Below are 16,848 nucleotides of genomic sequence, written 5' to 3' on the forward strand. Positions count from 1 at the left end.
TAACTTAAAAAGTTATTAACCCTATAAGCAGCGCAGCAATCAGCATAGCAAGTGATGAACCTAGTGCCCACTTCATAGTAAATTTTACGTGATCAGAAAATTCAACCCCAGCCAAACCTACTAAAAGATAGGTAGAAGGTACCAGAGGACTTAAAAGATGTACTCCCTGACCGATTAGTGATGCTGCTCCTATTTCCAACTTTGTTGCACCTAAGTGAATACCCGTTTCTGTAATTAAAGGTAATATTCCAAAATAATAAGCATCGTTACTTAAAAAGAATGTCAATGGCGCACTGCTTACTGCCGTTAGCACAGGAAAAGCACTTGACCATGTATCCGGCACCACTGATATCATCGAAGCCGCCATAGCATCCATCATTCCTGTACCCGAAAGTATGCCTGTAAAAATACCTGCCGCAAATATCATCGACGCTACAGAAAGCGCATTACCCGCATGCAGTTTTAATACTTTCTGCTGTTCATCTACTTTTGGGTAATTGATAATAAGTCCAATACAAAATGCGATCATAAAAGAAACAGCCAATGGCAGTACATCAAACATCATAGATGCAAGCAACAATATGGTAAGCAACAGATTAAACCAAATTAAGCCAGGTCTTCTCAATTCACGCTCAATTACAGCTTCTTCTTCTTTTACAAGAAATTTATTAAAATCGCCTTCACGGGCAATTCTTTTCTTTTCGCGAAGTCCAAGCCAGAATGCTGTAAATATTACCCATACTATACCGCCTGCCATCACTGGTATCATCGGCATAAAAAGCTCAGATGCATCCATTTTAAGTGTGGTCATGGCACGTGCTGTAGGTCCGCCCCAAGGAAGTATATTCATTACACCCCCGCCAAGCATTATAATACAAGCCAGTACAAGCGGGTTCATACCCAATTTTTTATATAAAGGCAACATTGCTGCTACAACTATCATATAAGTAGTGGCTCCATCACCATCCAATGAAACCAATATCGTAAGCAAGGCAGTACCTACGGCAATTTTTACAGGATCGCCTTTTACAAACTTTAATATCAGGTTTACCAGCGGATCAAACAAGCCCGCATCAATCATGATACTAAAGAAAAGTATACCAAAAATAAGCATAATTCCAGTGGGAGCAATATTCTTTACACCATCCATTATTATAGAACCAAGATCAGCAGTAAAACCTGCGAAAATAGCAAAAAGTATAGGGATAAGTATTAGCGCTGTTAACGGAAACAAGCGTTTTGTCATGATCAGATACATAAATACCATGATCATTGAAAATCCTAAGATTGTAAGCATGACTATATATTTTTAAGTTTAATTATTTTCTGTTTTAGCCGACCAGTCAAATGTGTTTCTAAAGCCCGCGAGTACGTAATTACTGGTATCATCAGCGCTTAACTGATTGATAAATGATAATTCTATTGCCGATTTTTTACCAACATTAATTCCCAATCCTGCTGTAAGCCTGTTACTGTCGAATTGTTCTTCCTTTACAACATTCATCCTGATTTCATTTTTCAAAATACCATACAAAGGATTATTACCTCCTTCTTTACCTAATGGAATCTTTAATGATATCAGGTAACGCAGCCTCAAAACAAAATCATCAGGGTTCGTTAAGAAACGTTCTTCGGCACGATAACGATGCAATAAAGTAGTACGGCCAATTTTATTTTTGATAGTTAACTGCTGAAACGGCCTGTTCTCGTAACGTATTTTTTTATGATTGTCACTAGTGTAAGGTTCAAGTACCAAAAACATATAACCAATTGCCGGATAAAGGTCGTTATCGAGCTTTCTTTCAAGATAGGTAGAAACCAGGAAAAGACGCGAATCTTTTACTAAATCGTACGATCGATATTGAGATAAAGCGGTAAAGCTGTACTTTTCGGTCAGTTTTGCGGACATTGTATATTGTAACCACATATTAAAATTATCTTGCTGCGCTAATGCTTTCGTAGAAAAAAGCATTAAAAAAAACGTGATTGATATATATATTCTATACATTTTGATAAATTGTTAATTTATTTATATCGGTAAATGTATAAGATTGACTTTTTCAAAAAATTAATTTTCAACGAACGACACATTTAATAAACAAACAACGCAAAATGCAGATTTTAAAATAATGATATTTGTATTTTTAACGGTATAATTTTAAAAGGTAAATAATTTTAAACACAAAAAAGTATGGTTTTACTAATAAACATCATTATTCTACTGGTTGCCTTTCGATTACTGTTTGAACAGAAAATCATAGGCAGTCTGATGAAAAAACAATGGACCAATCTTATTAAGCTTCAACATGCCCTATTTTTTGTGATTTATACCTCGTTTCTGGTAACTTCAATGCTTTATTTTATTGAAATGCCTTTCGCATTATATAGAATAATATTTATTATGGTAATTAATACTGCATTATACATTGTTTGTTACGCCTACTTAGTTCCCGCCTATTACCAAACTAATAAATACCCCGAATACCTGCTTTATGTACTAATACTATTTATATCCACAACATTGCTAAGACTAATCGCTGAACCTGAATTTTCTAAAAGGAGTGTCATAGCACAAGACCAGACATTATTTTTGATAAGCGTATACAGTTCACAAAGTATTGTGATTTTAGTAGCTTCTTTTTTAGGGATATCAAGACATAAATTTTTAATAGAATACGACTATCATGACCTTGAGATAAAAAAGAACGAGACTGACCTCAACCTGATGAAGTCAAAAATAAATCCCCACTTTTTACTCAACACGCTTAATAATATCTATGCAGGTAGTTACAATCAGCATGGCAATACCACCGAAGCAATACTACAACTAAGTCAGTTGCTTCAATATGTAATATATGAAACCGATAAAAAAACGATTGCCATACACAAAGAGTTTGAAATGATGAAGGCTCTTGCTGGTCTCTACCAACTCAAATACAATAATACACTAAATATCACATTTGATCTCAATGATATTGAAGTGCAGGAACAGGTAGAAGTACCTCCTTCTATATACTTTACCCTTTTTGAAAATGCTCTTAAACATTCAGCCATTGGAGCAGACAAAGAGGCTTATATTACGGTACATTTTAATCAGGTTGATAACAATTTAGTTTTCCGAATAGAAAATTCTTTACCAGAGCAGGCTCAACCTGTCAACAATAATGGATATAACGGAATGGGACTTACTGCCTTGAAAAAAATACTTGTAACGGAATACGCTGAAAATTATGAATTGTTTGATGAATTACTAAATAAAACGTACTTTTCTACCCTTAAAATTAAGTTATGAAGGAATTGCAAGTTGTGGGTGTAGATGATGAATACCTTGCGCTGGAACTTATAAAAAACTATTGTGCCAAGACTGATGGCATAAATCTGCTGGCTACGTACAGTAATCCGCAGGAAGCTGTGGATTTTTTAATACAGAATGAAGCTGACCTCCTGATACTGGATATTAATATGCCCGGAATCAACGGGATAGAACTGTTGCAAAATACGCCCAGCAAACCACTCTGCATTTTTATAACCGCTGAAGAGCAGCATGCCGCAAAGGCATTTGAGCTTGATGTTGTGGATTATCTTATAAAACCTATAAGTTTTGAGCGCTTTGAAAAAGCCATTACAAAAGCCAAAGAATACCACCGCTTTATAAAGTCTAGAGACATTGTAGAAGATTATATTATGTTTAAATCAGACAACATTGTAAACAAGGTAAAGCTGGATGATATTTTTTGGATAGAAGGTTTTGGCGAATATCTTAAAATTGTATCCCGATATAAAAAACACATGGTACTAGAGCGCATGGCAAAGTTTGAAGAAATGCATCGTCATCTGGGCTTTATTAGAATACATAAATCGTATCTGGTTTTGAAAAGCCACATAGCATCATTCAATTCCCGAATGATACAACTCAAAGATGGTAAGGAGTTACCAATAGGCCGCACTTATAAAGACAATCTTAAAGGAATTTAATTTACTCTAATGTTGATGGTTCGTCGCGGCTTAAGTCATCAATATTGTATATAAAACCAAATTCCAGCATATTTATAAATCAAAGTATAATACTTACTAAATTGTATTTTTTAAAGCCAACGATATATTACTGTTTTTTCGTCTTAATTAACACCTGGGCAATGACAATCGTATTTTTCTTTTCTACAGGATAAATTAATTCCAAGTGTAATTTGATGAAAAGCACCATTATCAAATTTAACATCTCCACTTACTGCGGAATAGGTATAAGCAAACATTAAATTTTCGTAATTAATACCTACAATTGGTGTTATATACTGTAGCTTTGGACTTGGAGTCTTATTGAAGATATTACTCTCAAATCCTAAGTTTGTACGATAAGAAAGTCCTCCCCAAAGCATTCCATTATCAAAATTTTTATATGCTTTTAAATTCAGATCAACTAACTTTTCCTTTGACTTTTCAGTAAACTGTAACAAAAAAGAAGGCTCCCATAAAACGCCATCCCTATCTCCAAAAATATAACCCGAACTTAGAAGATATTTCCTTAAATTATCGGTCTCAAATTCTGTATAAATTTTACGTCGGGTTTCCAAGACATTCTTTATTGTAACATGAGCATACATATTTAGGAAATTATACGAGGCACCGGCATCAAAATTGGCGTAGGTTTCGCTTTGAATACTTCCGTCGATGATAGGATCCGTAATTCCTCCCTCAAGAAAACCTGTCTGATCCAGTTGAGCTTGAATAAAACCAGCGTTTATTCCAAACGATAGCTGATCCAAATCAATTTCATCACGTGAAAACATAATATGATGTGCAAAAGTAAGTTTCGCTCCCTTTTGAGAATGATACCCATTCTGATCATTAAAAAGTATGATTCCAGCACCGGATCGATCCCCTACTCTGGTATTGTAACTTAAAGTCTGAAGTCCGGGTGCTTTATCTTCATTAATCCATTGTTTACGAACGGTTAATCGTATCTTATCACAATTGGCAGCTCCCGCCATTGAAGGATGAATCAAATAATAATTATCTGATAAATAATCCGAATAAACTGCTAATCCTTCCTGAGAAAAAGAAGTCATAGAAATAAAAAACACAGTAATAAAAAAAATATTTTTAAAGCACATAATTCAATACATAATTCAATATTTATACGTTTCAAAATCAGCAACATACAAACATATATAATCATCATTTACAGCAATTTAATCTTTGAAAAATAATGATTCTTTGTTAATAGAAAATTTTAAAAAAACACTTATCGCTTCAGAGAAAAATGGTCTCTGTACTGTTTTTTTACTCCCGGCTCATTCCTGTCTTCATAAATCATTAAAAACCAATAATCAGTAGCAAAAACAGTATTACCATGAGATGTACCATTCCAGCCATCTGTTGTTTCTGTCAGCTCCGCAATTAACTTTCCGTACCTGTCAAATATCTGTATCTGGGTTTTTCTAAATTTATCCAGGTTTGTAATATGCCAGGTATCATTAAATCCGTCTCCGTTAGGTGTAAAAAATTTTAGATATTCCGGTTTCACAGACGGACGAGGTTTAATTGTCCCACAACCACTATTCGTAATAAAAGCCACCTCGGCAATTGGAGATAAAAAAGTACAGCCATCTTTATGCGTAATCATAACAGTATACTCTCCGTCTTTATCAGTAACATAAAAGATTTCATCAGCTCCTTCTATATCAACATTGTTTCTTTTCCACTGATAAGAAAGGACAGCAGGAATTGAGGCATCAACAGAAGCTTTTAGAACAGTTTCACTTCCGTGACACAAAAACAAGTATCCTTCAATTTTTACTTTAGGAGTTATACTGCTGTCGTTAAGAACAAGTTCTTTATTAAGTGGAAATTCGCAATTATTTATAGCGATCTTTGTCAATTTATAATTTCCTGCCGGTGCAGGCTCAGGAGATAGTACAAAATGATCTGCTATTGTTGTTACCGGAGGTTGCGCTACTCCATCTATTTCATAATGGATCACAAATGTTCCTGTAAGATTCGATAGTATCTTTACTTGTACGCCCTCGTTTATACCTGAACAAAAGTCTCCTCCATATTTTTGCACTTTTACATCAAGAACCGGAACAATAACAGCATCAATTTTGATGGTTTCATCTACTGCAAAATTACAGTTCCCAATAGTAATATTTGTCACATGATACTCGCCTGCGGCACCACCTCCAGGAATTAATATTTCAGTGTTTGTCGCTATCGTCGCTGATGGCTGTGCAACGCCATCAAACTCATAATCGATAATAAATGGGCCTGTCTTACCAGGAGCTTTTACCTCTATGTGTACACCTGAAGTTATACCTAAACAAATATCTTTTCCAAACTCAGTAAGGTCTGCTGTAATCACGGGAGGTACTTTTAGGTCAATTATTCCGCTATTGTTAAATAAAGTCTCACAACCATTTACAGTAACTTTCTTTAACTGATAACTTTCTGCAGGTGCAGGTGCAACAATTAATACTTCGCGATTACTGTTTATCACAGCGGTATGCAGATTTCCGCTTATTTCATATTCGATAGTATAAGGTGCAGGATCTGAACTAATAACCTCAACCTCTATGCCCTCGCCTGCTCCTGTGCAAGGATTACCACCATATCTAAGCAGTTGCGCTGTAACTCCGGAACCTATATTTTTTACTTGTACAGGATTACACACTACTTCTCCCGCGCTTACACTATCACTTAACGAAATTAATGAATACGTTCCTTGATTTACAGGTGTAATCGTATATGGATTTTGTGATGTAGTGATATCCGGATAGACAATTTCAGGAGAAACATCAGTACGTTTATATCTAAAAGTGTAAGGAGCCTGTCCCGAAAAATAAACTTTTAGCGACAAATCTTGTCCGCAGTTAGCATCAAAACCATCCATTCTGGCTGTTGGAGCAAAACAGCCATTTGCACCGGAACCGCCATACACCTCTCCTAATCCCTTTTTTGGATCAAAAGCAGGTAAATAAACTACTATCGCTTCTACTACTTCAGACATTTGATATCGGAATGAAATAGAGCTTCCTCCATTAATATTATCAAAAGCGGGTTTAATAGCAGCGATAAAACTTGCTTCATCTACACCAAATGGAGCATAAAATGGAGTTATTTTTTTTATATAATCTTCGACATCACTCCATGTAATCTGAGCGTCATAGAAACCTCTAAAGCTATGCGCTCCTCTGTCTGTTACTCCAAAAACGGCAGCATCCTGCCAGTCAATAGCAGCAACATTATTGTCTAATACTTTTGTTAATCTGTTTATTTGCTCGGCATAAAGCCTGTTGGTCGCTGTTGGGGTTGACGGCGAAATTTTATCCATTAAATTAGTAGCATTAACAGCATCTGTCCTGTTACTGTCAAAAATTTCTCCAAAAGAGGTATGATTCATTCCTTGATTGTATGCCATCGCAATGATTTTAACGGCAGCATAGGGATCTTGTGATGTCTTAATAAACTCAATAGGATTCCAGCATTTTACATATTGCCAAAAAGCAATATTTCTATAATCATGATAAGCTTTCATAATGGACTGAAATTCAAAACTAGAACCTATAGCTGGAGTAGCAATAAAATCGTCTTTGACTATCTGAGGAACAAAACAAGGATAATTCATAACTAACTCATTCCAACTACCTCCCATTTCCTGTTGAAAGTAACCAACTGCAACAGCACCGGTTTTATCATAGCAAAAGAAAGGATTATTGGTATCATGATGCGGATATCCAGATGTGACCCAGGCAGGTGCAACAAGTTGGCTACCTTCACATCCTGCATTACTTTCCTGAATTGCTGTAGCAAAATATTCGTTAACACTCAATGCATCGAACCCTATAAGATTCGTAAAAAGAGAGTGAGAAACTGCCATACCAATAGCCCAGCCTTTTCTATTCTCAGGAATATATACCTCAATAGGAGCCTGCCATGCAAATACAGATCCTTCTCCAATTTTTATTTCATGCCCTCCTGGTCCAACAGGTTTTATGGTACAAGCATCATTAAAATTTCGTTCACAAGAAAAATTTTCATGTGCAGGAGGTGTATAACATGTAATACCTTTTATGATATTCCCATTTAATGTACCTTCATCAGGAGGAAACATTCCCGCTTCATAATCTATTGTAATACTAAATACTGTAGTTCCAATTGGAAGAGCACTTCCCCAAGCCGTTTTCTGAAGTTCTACTATTCCATTATCCCCATTTTGTATTACATCTAATCCCGAATACATGATACCATTGGAAACTCCTTTCCAATTAAAAACAAAATTATAATTGGGTACCTCAGCAGCAGTATTATTATGAACTTTAAAATCCAAAACAATAGTGTTTCCATACTTTCCAGTCATACAAAACTCATAGGTAACTTGAGAATGCAATGTGCTTAAAGGGTATAATAAAATGATGAATAAAAGAAGTCGTATTTTAACTAAATCCATAAATTGCCTTTTTTAATAAGATCTAATGATCTCATTAATTATTTAATCTATTAATAATCTGCTATTTGTCTTTCTGTATCGGACTATCATTTTAAAATGAGAGAATGATACAAATACATTATTTTAAAAATAAACTCTAAAAAAAAGATTTTTGGACAACCTGGAAAACTATTGACCTTTAATAAATTAGGGCTTCTAAAACAACATACAAAAAAAGACCTTTTTCGAAAAAAAATAAATTTTAATTATGCCAGTTTAGGACTTATTTTTATACGCAATAATACGAGCAAAATCGTGATTGATTTCCTTTTAAAAAAAGAGTACTAGGGAATAAGAATCTTTTACCTCAAGCATCGTGAAGTCAATAATACCGCTGTTAAATCATTCTCACAGAACTTTAGACAGTAGGTAAAATTATTTAATTAAAATAATATAAAACTGACAACGATTTACTACTATAACTTCTGGCAAAAAAATAGAAAAAAATACAACTGAAATTTTTAAATGCAATTCATGGAATCACATTAGAAAAACTTATAAATGAATCAATAAACATTTACAATACGACCTAACACTATACATAAAAAAACCAGTCAGAAAAACCGACTGGTTAATAGTAAATGTTTATTATGAAAACTGTAAACCTATTTCAGGATGACTTATTCTTTTAAATTTATTTGTTTTTTCTCGCCATCCTTTTTTTGTTTTAAGCCAATCCTTTTAAAAGTTTTTCAATACCAATTTTTAAAAGAGATCTGGGTGTTGCAATATTAATTCGCAGAAATCCCTCACCCGAAGATCCATACATCGTACCTGAATTAATCCATAGCTTTTGTTCTTCAAGAAGTACATAAGATAAGTCATCAGCGGTTTTTCCCAATGCCGTACAATCAAGCCACACCAAATAGGTCGCTTCTAAAGGTGTAACTTTTATATGAGGCAAATGCAAGGCTATAAATTCTGTCAGAAAAAGATAGTTATCATACAGATATTCCTTTAAAGCATCCAGCCATTCTTCCGATTCATTATATGCTGTGATAAGTGCTGTAATACCAAATAAATTCAATAATTCTATTCCCATTAATTGAAAAGAGGACAAAATTGATTTTCTAAATTGCTCATTTTTTGTAAAAAAATAACCAACTTGTAATCCTGCTAAATTAAAACTCTTTGTTGGTGAACTGAGCGTAACGGAATTACGGCTGTATTTTTCTCCTAATGAAGCAAAAGGAATATGTAAGTGTCCTTCGAATACCAAATCAGCATGAATCTCATCTGAAATTATCACTACATTATGTTGCAGACAAATGTCGCCAAGCGCTTGCAATTCTCTTTTAGTCCAAACTCTTCCAACGGGATTATGGGGATTGCTGATGATTAGAAGTTTCGCTTTAGGATCTGTAGCTTTTTGTGCCAGATCTTCAAAATCTATAATGTATGTACCATTGTTGTAAAGCAGATTATTCTCGATCATTATACGACCACTATTTTCTATACTGCTGTAGAAATGGTTATAAACAGGTGTTTGTATAATAACTTTGTCACCGTTTTTACTTAGTGCCTGTATAGCCGCTGATAATGCCGGTATAACACCTGAAACGGGTACCAGCCATTCTTTTTCAGGAGCAAAACCGTATCTTCTTTTCCACCATGCTATTATTGCATCATAAAATGCGTCAGGAATTGCCGTATATCCGAAAATTCCATGAGCAATTCTTTTCTCTAAAGCAGCTAAAATTTCGGGAGCTGATTTAAAATCCATATCTGCAATCCACATAGGCAGAACTTCTCCAAACGGACCTTCATCCCATTTAATCGAGCCAGTGTCTTTGCGTGTCACTATTTCATCAAAATTGTATTTCATAACAGGTGTTTTTGATTTAAAACTTATTTTTCAGCGCAATAGTTGCCAAGCTCTGAAATCGTGCGGATATGAAGTTCCTGCGCCTGAGATCTCCGCATCATAAGCGCGTAGGCATTATTAAATCCGATAGGTTTGAGCCACTGCAAACTATATTGCTTTTTGAATTCTCTTTGTACATAAACATACGTTTGTCTGCTGTCTTTCGATACTTTGGCAATTGTCTTCTCTGAAGGTTTCAGTAATACTAACAATCCGGTGCCGGTGTATTCAGGATAAAAATCAATAGCATCATTCATAAGTGCATCAAAGCATATTTTCGTTCCGCCAAGTCCTGTTTTTGTTTCTACTTTATAATTGGTGTAACCTTCAATGAGCATTTTGTACATTTCTAACAAAATGTATTGTTCTCCAAAAATTTTTGAACCAATTCTGATTGTTTCGCCAGTACCTAGATTTGCTTTCTTATATAAATGCTGACTGACCAAAAAATCTTTTGCTACTTTTTCCGGAGTTTGTTTTAAGAGTTCGGTTTTATAATTAAGATTCGTCATAATACTGTCGTTGATCTTGCCTGCGAGAAGATTTAGAGTTTCTTCGAGTCCTGGAAATTTTTTCAGTGTCCGGGTTTTGATTATTGGAGCGGCATAGTATGGCGGAAATATGGTTTTATCATCTTCTAAAACAACCAAATCAAAGGCTTTGATTCTGCCATCGGTAGAATAACCGCTTATAAGATCCAGCTTCGCCTGATAGGCTGCTTCATACATAATAGCATCTGAAACCACCAAGGGATTCAATTTCAACCCATATATAGAGCGAAGTCCTAAATCTCCATCCTGACGCCCCATAAACTCAGGTGTAAATCCTGCTATTATTTTATGTTCGGGTTTAGTCGAAAATAAAAAATAAAGACCTGTTGCAATTAAGATAACACCTAAAATATAAAAAACTCGTCGAAGTGTTTTTAAAGTAGACTTTTGAAGATAGCCAATAATTAAATCCAGCATAACAGCCAGTAAAGCAGCGGGAATAGCGCCTGCCAGAATCATATTGCTGTTATTGAGCGAAATACCGCCAAAGATAAATTCTCCAAGTCCTCCCGCGGCCACAAAAGATGCTAAAGTGGCAACGCCAACATTGATTACCGCAGCAGTTCGGATACCGGCTATAATGACGGGCATGGCCAAAGGAAATTCAACCTTAAACAAGCGCTGGTTTTTGTTCATTCCCAGTGCCGTTGCAGCTTCTACAACAACGGGATCTACTCCTGTAACTCCTGCATAGGTATTTCGAATTATGGGAAGCAGCGCATAAATAAGCAGTGCAATTATGGCAGGCTTTGCACCAATACCAAAAAGCGGAATCATAAAACCTAAAAGGGCAATACTGGGAACGGTTTGTACTATTCCTGCCATACCTAATACAAGAGTAGACAAGGTACGTCTTCGGGAGATTAAAACACCTAACGGAATTCCAACTGCAATTGCCAGAAGCAACGATAAAAAAGTAAGCCCCAAATGTTGTCCGATTTGCAGAAGCAATTTTTCATGCTGGGCTATAATAAATTCCCAAAAACTTTGCTGCTCTGTCATACCGTCTGAAGTTTTCTGTATTGATTAAAAGCCTGCAGAAGTGCTTCGTAATCTTCATTAAAAGTATGTTCGGTACTAAAAAACTGAAGAGCTTCCCAAACATTGGCATTTTGAATTCGTTCCTGAGCTTTTAATTGTTTTTTAAGATAAGGCTGAACCATTTTTACGGAAGCAATTTTATACTCAAACATCAACCTATTACCGGCAAAAAAATCTTTAACAAAACTATTAGCGGGATGATATAGTATTTCGGCTGGCGAACCTATCTGAATAAGCTTTCCTTTGTCCATCAAACCAATACGATGACCGAGTTCAAAAGCCTCTGATACATCGTGAGTAACTAAAATGGTAGTTTTGTTTCTGAGTTCATCGAGATTCTTAAACTCATCGTGAATAGCGGATTTTGTAATGGTATCTAACGCTCCAAAAGGTTCGTCCATTAACAAAACAGAGGTATCAGCAATTAGAGCCCTGGCAACACCAATTCGCTGTTGCTGTCCGCCGCTTAACTCATGCGGAAAATAATTCAACAGCTCTTCTGTAAGATGCAGTTTTTCTAAAAGCTGTAATGTCCTACTCTCTATTTTCTGCTTTTCCCAGTTTAACAAATTGGGAACTACAGCTATATTTTGTGCTACGTTGTAATGTGGAAAAAGACCCGCCTGTTGCATCACAAAACCAATATTTTTACGAAGTGCTTCCGGTTTCTGCTCCCTGATATTTTTACCGTCAATATAAATAGTGCCATTATCGGGTTCTACAAGACGATTAATCATTTTCAGTGTAGTTGTTTTTCCACAACCGCTAGTACCTAACAATACCAGAATTTCTCTATCATTGGCCTGAAATGAAACCCTGTCAACCGCTTTGTTTGAACCATAATTTTTAGAAACTCCTTCTATTGTAATCATAAAATAGCCCGATATTAATTATTTTGCCAAACGAATGCCCATAAACTGCCATTGGTGACGGGGATGAAAAAAATTGCGATAGGTCGAACGGCTGTGTCCTTCAGGAGTTGCTACAGAAGCTCCGCGCAATACCATCTGGCTAATCATAAATTTACCATTGTACTCGCCTATTGCTCCAGGGGCTTTTTGAAATCCCGGATAAGGTAAATAGGCACTGTCTGTCCATTCCCAGCGTTGTCCCCAGTTTAAATCGGGTGAGGCTACTTCCCATTCTGTCTCAGTTGGCAGACGTAAACCTTTCCACGAAGCAAATGCTGAGGCTTCGTAAAAATTAACATGACAAACAGGTTCGTTAAGATCTATTTCTTTTAAACCGGCAAAAGTATAGTTCATCCATTTTTGATCGATGTAATGCCAATAAAGCGGTGACTTTGCAGTGTTTTCTTTTACCCATTCCCACCCTTCAGAGTGCCAGTATTTAAAATTCGTATACCCTCCGTCAGTAATAAATTCAAGGTATTGTGCGTTCGTTACCGGATATTTGGCAATTTCGAAGCTCTCTAAATACACTTTATGACGTCCAAGTTCGTTATCAAAACAAAAATCATCTCCCTGATATCCAATTTCATAAATACCGGATTCTATTTTGATAAATTCATTATTTTGACTACTGTTTTGGTTAAAAACAGAATTAATACTATAAGCCGGAAAAAGCGGATTATGTCCTAAAATATATTTGATGTCGCTGTATAATAATTCCTGATGCTGCTGCTCATGATTTAGTCCCAGTTCCAGCAATGCTGTTAACTCTTCCGAAAGAGCAGTGTTCTGTAGAAAAACTTCCATGTGCTGGTCTACATAAGTACGATAGCGATACACATCTGTAACCGAAGGACGACTTAAGTTCCCCCGATCTGTCCGTACAACACGTGCACCAAGACTTTCATAATAGCTGTTAAAAACAAAATCGTACTGGTCATTAAAAACTTTGTAATCCCTGTTATACGGTTTTAGGATAAAGGTTTCAAAAAACCAAGTTGTATGTCCCAGATGCCATTTGGGCGGACTTACATCTACAATGGGCTGTACAACATAATCCTCTATTTCTAGAGGCTTGCAAATAGTTTCAGAATGAGATCTGACCGTTTTATATTTTTTGATAAAATTCTCCTGATTTACTGCTATTTTTACCTGCATAATACTATTTTAACTGTTATACTACCAACCAGGCTACATCTGTAAACCATGATTTTGAGTCCATAATATGATCTATTGTTGCAAAACCTGAACTATTTGCCAATAACTCGCTTTCTTCTACAGCGTATTTTTGTGAAAGTTCCATGTAGATCAATTCGTCTTTTTCAAAATTAACTAACTGACCATCAATAGTAACAACCTGCTTCTCCAGGCTTATTAAAAAACTTCTGCAAGCACCGCTTAATGGATCGTATGTCTGATAGTGCTGAAACTTTTCTATATTAAAATCAGCCGTAAGTTCTCTGTTAATGCGGGTTAATAAGTTCAGATTAAACGCTGCTGTAATTCCTGACTTGTCATTATACGCATCCAATATAACTTGCGGATTCTTTTTCAGGTCGAACCCCATCAAAACAATATCGCCTGAGGAAAGATAAGTGTTGAGACTATGACAAAAAGAAAGTGCTTCCTCCTTCTCCATATTCCCTATATTGCTTCCTAAAAAAAGAACCACTTTTCGTCTTGAAGATAATTCTGCTGCTTTTTCCAGCATTCTAAAATATTCTCCTTCCAGACAAGTAATGCTAAGTTCCGGAAGATCTTCTTTTAACTTGCTTTCTAAAACTGACAATATATTTGCCGATATATCAATTGGCATATAATTGAAATTAGCTTTTTCATTTAAAAGATGTTTCAGTAAAAATGCAGATTTTGTTCCGTCACCTGCTCCAAGTTCAATCAGATCGAATGCGGCATCTGTTTCTAAAATAATTTTCGACAACTCCGAAGTTTTATTTTGGAATATATCCAACTCACAATTGGTGAGATAATATTCCGGCATCGCCATTATCTGCTGAAAAAGTGCATCTCCTGTTTTATCGTAAAAATATTTGGAGTGCAGTTTTTTTGGTGTACTGCTTAAACCTTCAAGTACATCAAACCGAAACTGCATCTGATTTTTATTTGTATTGGTATTTATATGTGTAGGATTATTATAAGATTCAAATATCATAAAATTTGATTTTTAAAAGTTCATTTAAGGCAGAACAACAATTTTTCCACCACCTGAACTGCTTTCCATAAAATGGTGTGCAGCAACGATATCATTCAGATTAAAGATACGCTTTATCGCTGGTTTTATAAATCCTTTTTCGATATCCTTAACAAATTTCTGAAAATATTTTCCTTCAATTCGTATTTGACCGCTATCATAAACAGTCAGACTAACGGTTGCAGGAATATATTCCATAGGTGCAAACTCTGCAATTGACCACTTTTCAGAGAGCATACCGGTCATACAGACGCTGCCCGCTCTTGTTACTGTTTTAAGAGAATCCCGTAATGTAGTTGTTCCTACAAGTTCCAGAACTTTATCTATCTTAAATTGATTTTTAATTGTTTCTGCTAAATTTCCGTTGTCGATTAGTACTGCATCCGCTCCGTTAGCCAGCAGTAAATCTTTTTTATTTTTATTTCGTGTAGTCGAGATTACAAAAAGTCCGGTTTTCTTAGCCAATTGCAAAGCCAGCAAACCTACCGATGAAGTACCTCCTCTTATCAACAGTGTTTCTCCTTTTTTGATTTTAAGTGAATGATGTAGTGAGCCGTATGCCGTTTGGAACATTTCAGGCAGGGCGCCGAGAATTTCCCAGGAAAGTGTACTTTTAAAAGGCATGACAATATCCCTTGGAACTACGGTATATTGGGCGTAACTTCCATCGAAATCACGCCCCATTCCTCCCATAAATGCGGCTACTTTTTGTCCTTTTACCAGTATATTTGAAGGATCATATACTACTTCACCAACACATTCAATTCCCAAGACTCTTGGAAAATGCACGTCGGACGAAAGTCCTTTTCGGGTCATGAGCTCAGAACGGTTAAGACCGAAGGCTTTTATCTCAATGAGCACCTGATCGTTTAAGGGAGTTGGCATCGCAACTTCTTCTATAGAAAAGTTATTCGCATCACCCGCAATTTTTAATACAGCTGCTTTCATTTTTTAATAAGTTAAATTAGTTCCAATTCCTGTACATTATTGAATATATAGCGGTAAATCTTCCAGTTTTCGTTTAATTTTTTAAGAACAAAAAAATCAATACTTCTTTTTTCAACAGGCTTTAAATCTGAAATACGATTTTGTGTAGTTGCAGCAAAAGCTTCTACAAAAGCAAATTGATTCTCTATAGTAATATCTTTTATCGTAAAACCAATTCTAAAATCGACACGTTTAAGATAACCGGTGTCAGTTTTTCTCAATTCATTAGCGGCAATACTCTTTTTCATACCATCAGGAATGAAAATAGCATCGTGATCAAAAAAATTAACAACAGCGTTTATTTCACCATTACTTAGTGCCTGCGCAAAATTGCCCAATACTATACTAATTGCTTCTTTTTCTTTTGTAGAACTTTTATCTGTATTATTCATTATTTCAGCATTTAGGTCCGGTATTAATAACCCGGTTTTTTATAAAGTTTTTCTATATTTGGCTTTATTTCTTTATTATATACTTCTTCCATCCAGACATCTTCTGCAACTTCTGCTATTTCGATAGAAACTGCTGCCTCAGGTTTACCTGTATGTTTGATAATGATGTTAGTAATTTCTTGTGCGATTTTTTCTTTTTGTTCCTCAGAAGTCCCGGGATACATTTTTAAATTTACGTGTGGCATTTTATTTTTATTTAAGGTTTACTTGATTTCCTGCTAATTTTCAAACAGTAAATTTTCTTTGCAAAGTTGCAACAGATCTGTTGTTGACGCTTATAAACATGTTTAAGAAATACTCTTAATCTAGTTTAATACTACTTCTTAAACTCGATTAAGAAATATGAGATCT

The 16,848-nt window shown here is 35.5% G+C and carries 14 protein-coding genes; 2 read left to right on the forward strand and 12 right to left on the reverse strand.

Annotation, left to right across the window (positions count from 1 at the left end):
- Nucleotides 1–4: 4 nt before the first annotated feature.
- Nucleotides 5–1,297 (reverse strand): CitMHS family transporter, encoded by a 1,293-nt coding sequence (locus B0A66_RS14470; RefSeq protein WP_089050563.1) that lies wholly within the window; start codon nucleotides 1,295–1,297, stop codon nucleotides 5–7.
- An 18-nt stretch (nucleotides 1,298–1,315) separates the two neighbouring features.
- Nucleotides 1,316–2,008, reverse strand: a complete 693-nt coding sequence (locus B0A66_RS14475; RefSeq protein WP_244283498.1) for a DUF2490 domain-containing protein — start codon at nucleotides 2,006–2,008, stop codon at nucleotides 1,316–1,318.
- Between the two features lie 183 nt (nucleotides 2,009–2,191).
- Here B0A66_RS14475 and B0A66_RS14480 point away from each other — a divergent pair, with 183 nt between their 5' ends.
- Together B0A66_RS14480 and B0A66_RS14485 are read left to right on the forward strand one after the other, a co-directional pair.
- Complete coding sequence (locus tag B0A66_RS14480) at nucleotides 2,192–3,292, forward strand: sensor histidine kinase (protein WP_089050565.1); 1,101 nt, start codon at nucleotides 2,192–2,194, stop codon at nucleotides 3,290–3,292.
- Nucleotides 3,289–3,975 (forward strand): LytR/AlgR family response regulator transcription factor, encoded by a 687-nt coding sequence (locus B0A66_RS14485; protein WP_089050566.1) that lies wholly within the window; start codon nucleotides 3,289–3,291, stop codon nucleotides 3,973–3,975. The genes B0A66_RS14480 and B0A66_RS14485 overlap by 4 nt, the downstream gene beginning before the upstream one ends.
- A gap of 143 nt (nucleotides 3,976–4,118) precedes the next feature.
- Here the strand turns inward: B0A66_RS14485 and B0A66_RS14490 are convergent, their stop codons facing one another.
- The 10 genes from B0A66_RS14490 to B0A66_RS14535 all read right to left on the reverse strand — a co-directional run bounded on the left by B0A66_RS14490 (nucleotide 4,119) and on the right by B0A66_RS14535 (nucleotide 16,682).
- A complete protein-coding gene (locus B0A66_RS14490; protein WP_089050567.1) occupies nucleotides 4,119–5,111 on the reverse strand; it encodes a PorP/SprF family type IX secretion system membrane protein in 993 nt (330 codons plus the stop codon).
- Nucleotides 5,112–5,242: 131 nt separating this feature from the next.
- A complete protein-coding gene (locus tag B0A66_RS14495) occupies nucleotides 5,243–8,443 on the reverse strand; it encodes a T9SS type B sorting domain-containing protein (protein ID WP_089050568.1) in 3,201 nt (1,066 codons plus the stop codon).
- Nucleotides 8,444–9,149: 706 nt separating this feature from the next.
- Nucleotides 9,150–10,307, reverse strand: coding sequence for a MalY/PatB family protein (locus tag B0A66_RS14500; RefSeq protein ID WP_089050569.1), 1,158 nt, complete (start codon nucleotides 10,305–10,307; stop codon nucleotides 9,150–9,152).
- A 23-nt stretch (nucleotides 10,308–10,330) separates the two neighbouring features.
- A complete protein-coding gene (locus B0A66_RS14505) occupies nucleotides 10,331–11,899 on the reverse strand; it encodes an ABC transporter permease/substrate-binding protein (RefSeq protein ID WP_089050570.1) in 1,569 nt (522 codons plus the stop codon).
- On the reverse strand, nucleotides 11,896–12,810 hold the full coding sequence (locus tag B0A66_RS14510) for an ABC transporter ATP-binding protein (protein WP_089050571.1): 915 nt from the start codon (nucleotides 12,808–12,810) through the stop codon (nucleotides 11,896–11,898). Before B0A66_RS14510 ends, B0A66_RS14505 begins: the two co-directional genes overlap by 4 nt.
- Before the next feature lie 18 nt (nucleotides 12,811–12,828).
- Complete coding sequence (gene egtB / locus B0A66_RS14515; RefSeq protein ID WP_089050572.1) at nucleotides 12,829–14,007, reverse strand: ergothioneine biosynthesis protein EgtB; 1,179 nt, start codon at nucleotides 14,005–14,007, stop codon at nucleotides 12,829–12,831.
- 16 nt (nucleotides 14,008–14,023) lie between these two features.
- Nucleotides 14,024–15,019 (reverse strand): L-histidine N(alpha)-methyltransferase, encoded by a 996-nt coding sequence (locus B0A66_RS14520; RefSeq protein ID WP_208862592.1) that lies wholly within the window; start codon nucleotides 15,017–15,019, stop codon nucleotides 14,024–14,026.
- Nucleotides 15,020–15,043: 24 nt separating this feature from the next.
- Nucleotides 15,044–16,006, reverse strand: a complete 963-nt coding sequence (locus B0A66_RS14525; RefSeq protein WP_089050573.1) for a zinc-binding dehydrogenase — start codon at nucleotides 16,004–16,006, stop codon at nucleotides 15,044–15,046.
- An 11-nt stretch (nucleotides 16,007–16,017) separates the two neighbouring features.
- Nucleotides 16,018–16,437, reverse strand: a complete 420-nt coding sequence (locus tag B0A66_RS14530; protein WP_089050574.1) for a hypothetical protein — start codon at nucleotides 16,435–16,437, stop codon at nucleotides 16,018–16,020.
- Nucleotides 16,438–16,460: 23 nt separating this feature from the next.
- Nucleotides 16,461–16,682 (reverse strand): tautomerase family protein, encoded by a 222-nt coding sequence (locus B0A66_RS14535; protein ID WP_089050575.1) that lies wholly within the window; start codon nucleotides 16,680–16,682, stop codon nucleotides 16,461–16,463.
- Between the last annotated feature and the right edge of the window lie 166 nt (nucleotides 16,683–16,848).

Origin of the sequence: Flavobacterium hercynium, assembly GCF_002217285.1 — a bacterium.
In the GTDB taxonomy this organism is placed as follows: domain Bacteria; phylum Bacteroidota; class Bacteroidia; order Flavobacteriales; family Flavobacteriaceae; genus Flavobacterium; species Flavobacterium hercynium.

Coding starts and splice junctions, on each gene's coding strand:
- B0A66_RS14535 (WP_089050575.1), bottom strand. CDS start 16,682: ATGCCACACGTAAATTTAAAAATGTATCCCGGGACTTCTGAGGAACAA.
- B0A66_RS14530 (WP_089050574.1), bottom strand. CDS start 16,437: ATGAATAATACAGATAAAAGTTCTACAAAAGAAAAAGAAGCAATTAGT.
- B0A66_RS14505 (WP_089050570.1), bottom strand. CDS start 11,899: ATGACAGAGCAGCAAAGTTTTTGGGAATTTATTATAGCCCAGCATGAA.
- B0A66_RS14500 (WP_089050569.1), bottom strand. CDS start 10,307: ATGAAATACAATTTTGATGAAATAGTGACACGCAAAGACACTGGCTCG.
- B0A66_RS14480 (WP_089050565.1), top strand. CDS start 2,192: ATGGTTTTACTAATAAACATCATTATTCTACTGGTTGCCTTTCGATTA.
- B0A66_RS14490 (WP_089050567.1), bottom strand. CDS start 5,111: ATGTGCTTTAAAAATATTTTTTTTATTACTGTGTTTTTTATTTCTATG.
- B0A66_RS14485 (WP_089050566.1), top strand. CDS start 3,289: ATGAAGGAATTGCAAGTTGTGGGTGTAGATGATGAATACCTTGCGCTG.
- B0A66_RS14475 (WP_244283498.1), bottom strand. CDS start 2,008: ATGTATAGAATATATATATCAATCACGTTTTTTTTAATGCTTTTTTCT.
- B0A66_RS14525 (WP_089050573.1), bottom strand. CDS start 16,006: ATGAAAGCAGCTGTATTAAAAATTGCGGGTGATGCGAATAACTTTTCT.
- B0A66_RS14470 (WP_089050563.1), bottom strand. CDS start 1,297: ATGCTTACAATCTTAGGATTTTCAATGATCATGGTATTTATGTATCTG.
- B0A66_RS14495 (WP_089050568.1), bottom strand. CDS start 8,443: ATGGATTTAGTTAAAATACGACTTCTTTTATTCATCATTTTATTATAC.
- B0A66_RS14520 (WP_208862592.1), bottom strand. CDS start 15,019: ATGATATTTGAATCTTATAATAATCCTACACATATAAATACCAATACA.
- B0A66_RS14510 (WP_089050571.1), bottom strand. CDS start 12,810: ATGATTACAATAGAAGGAGTTTCTAAAAATTATGGTTCAAACAAAGCG.
- egtB (WP_089050572.1), bottom strand. CDS start 14,007: ATGCAGGTAAAAATAGCAGTAAATCAGGAGAATTTTATCAAAAAATAT.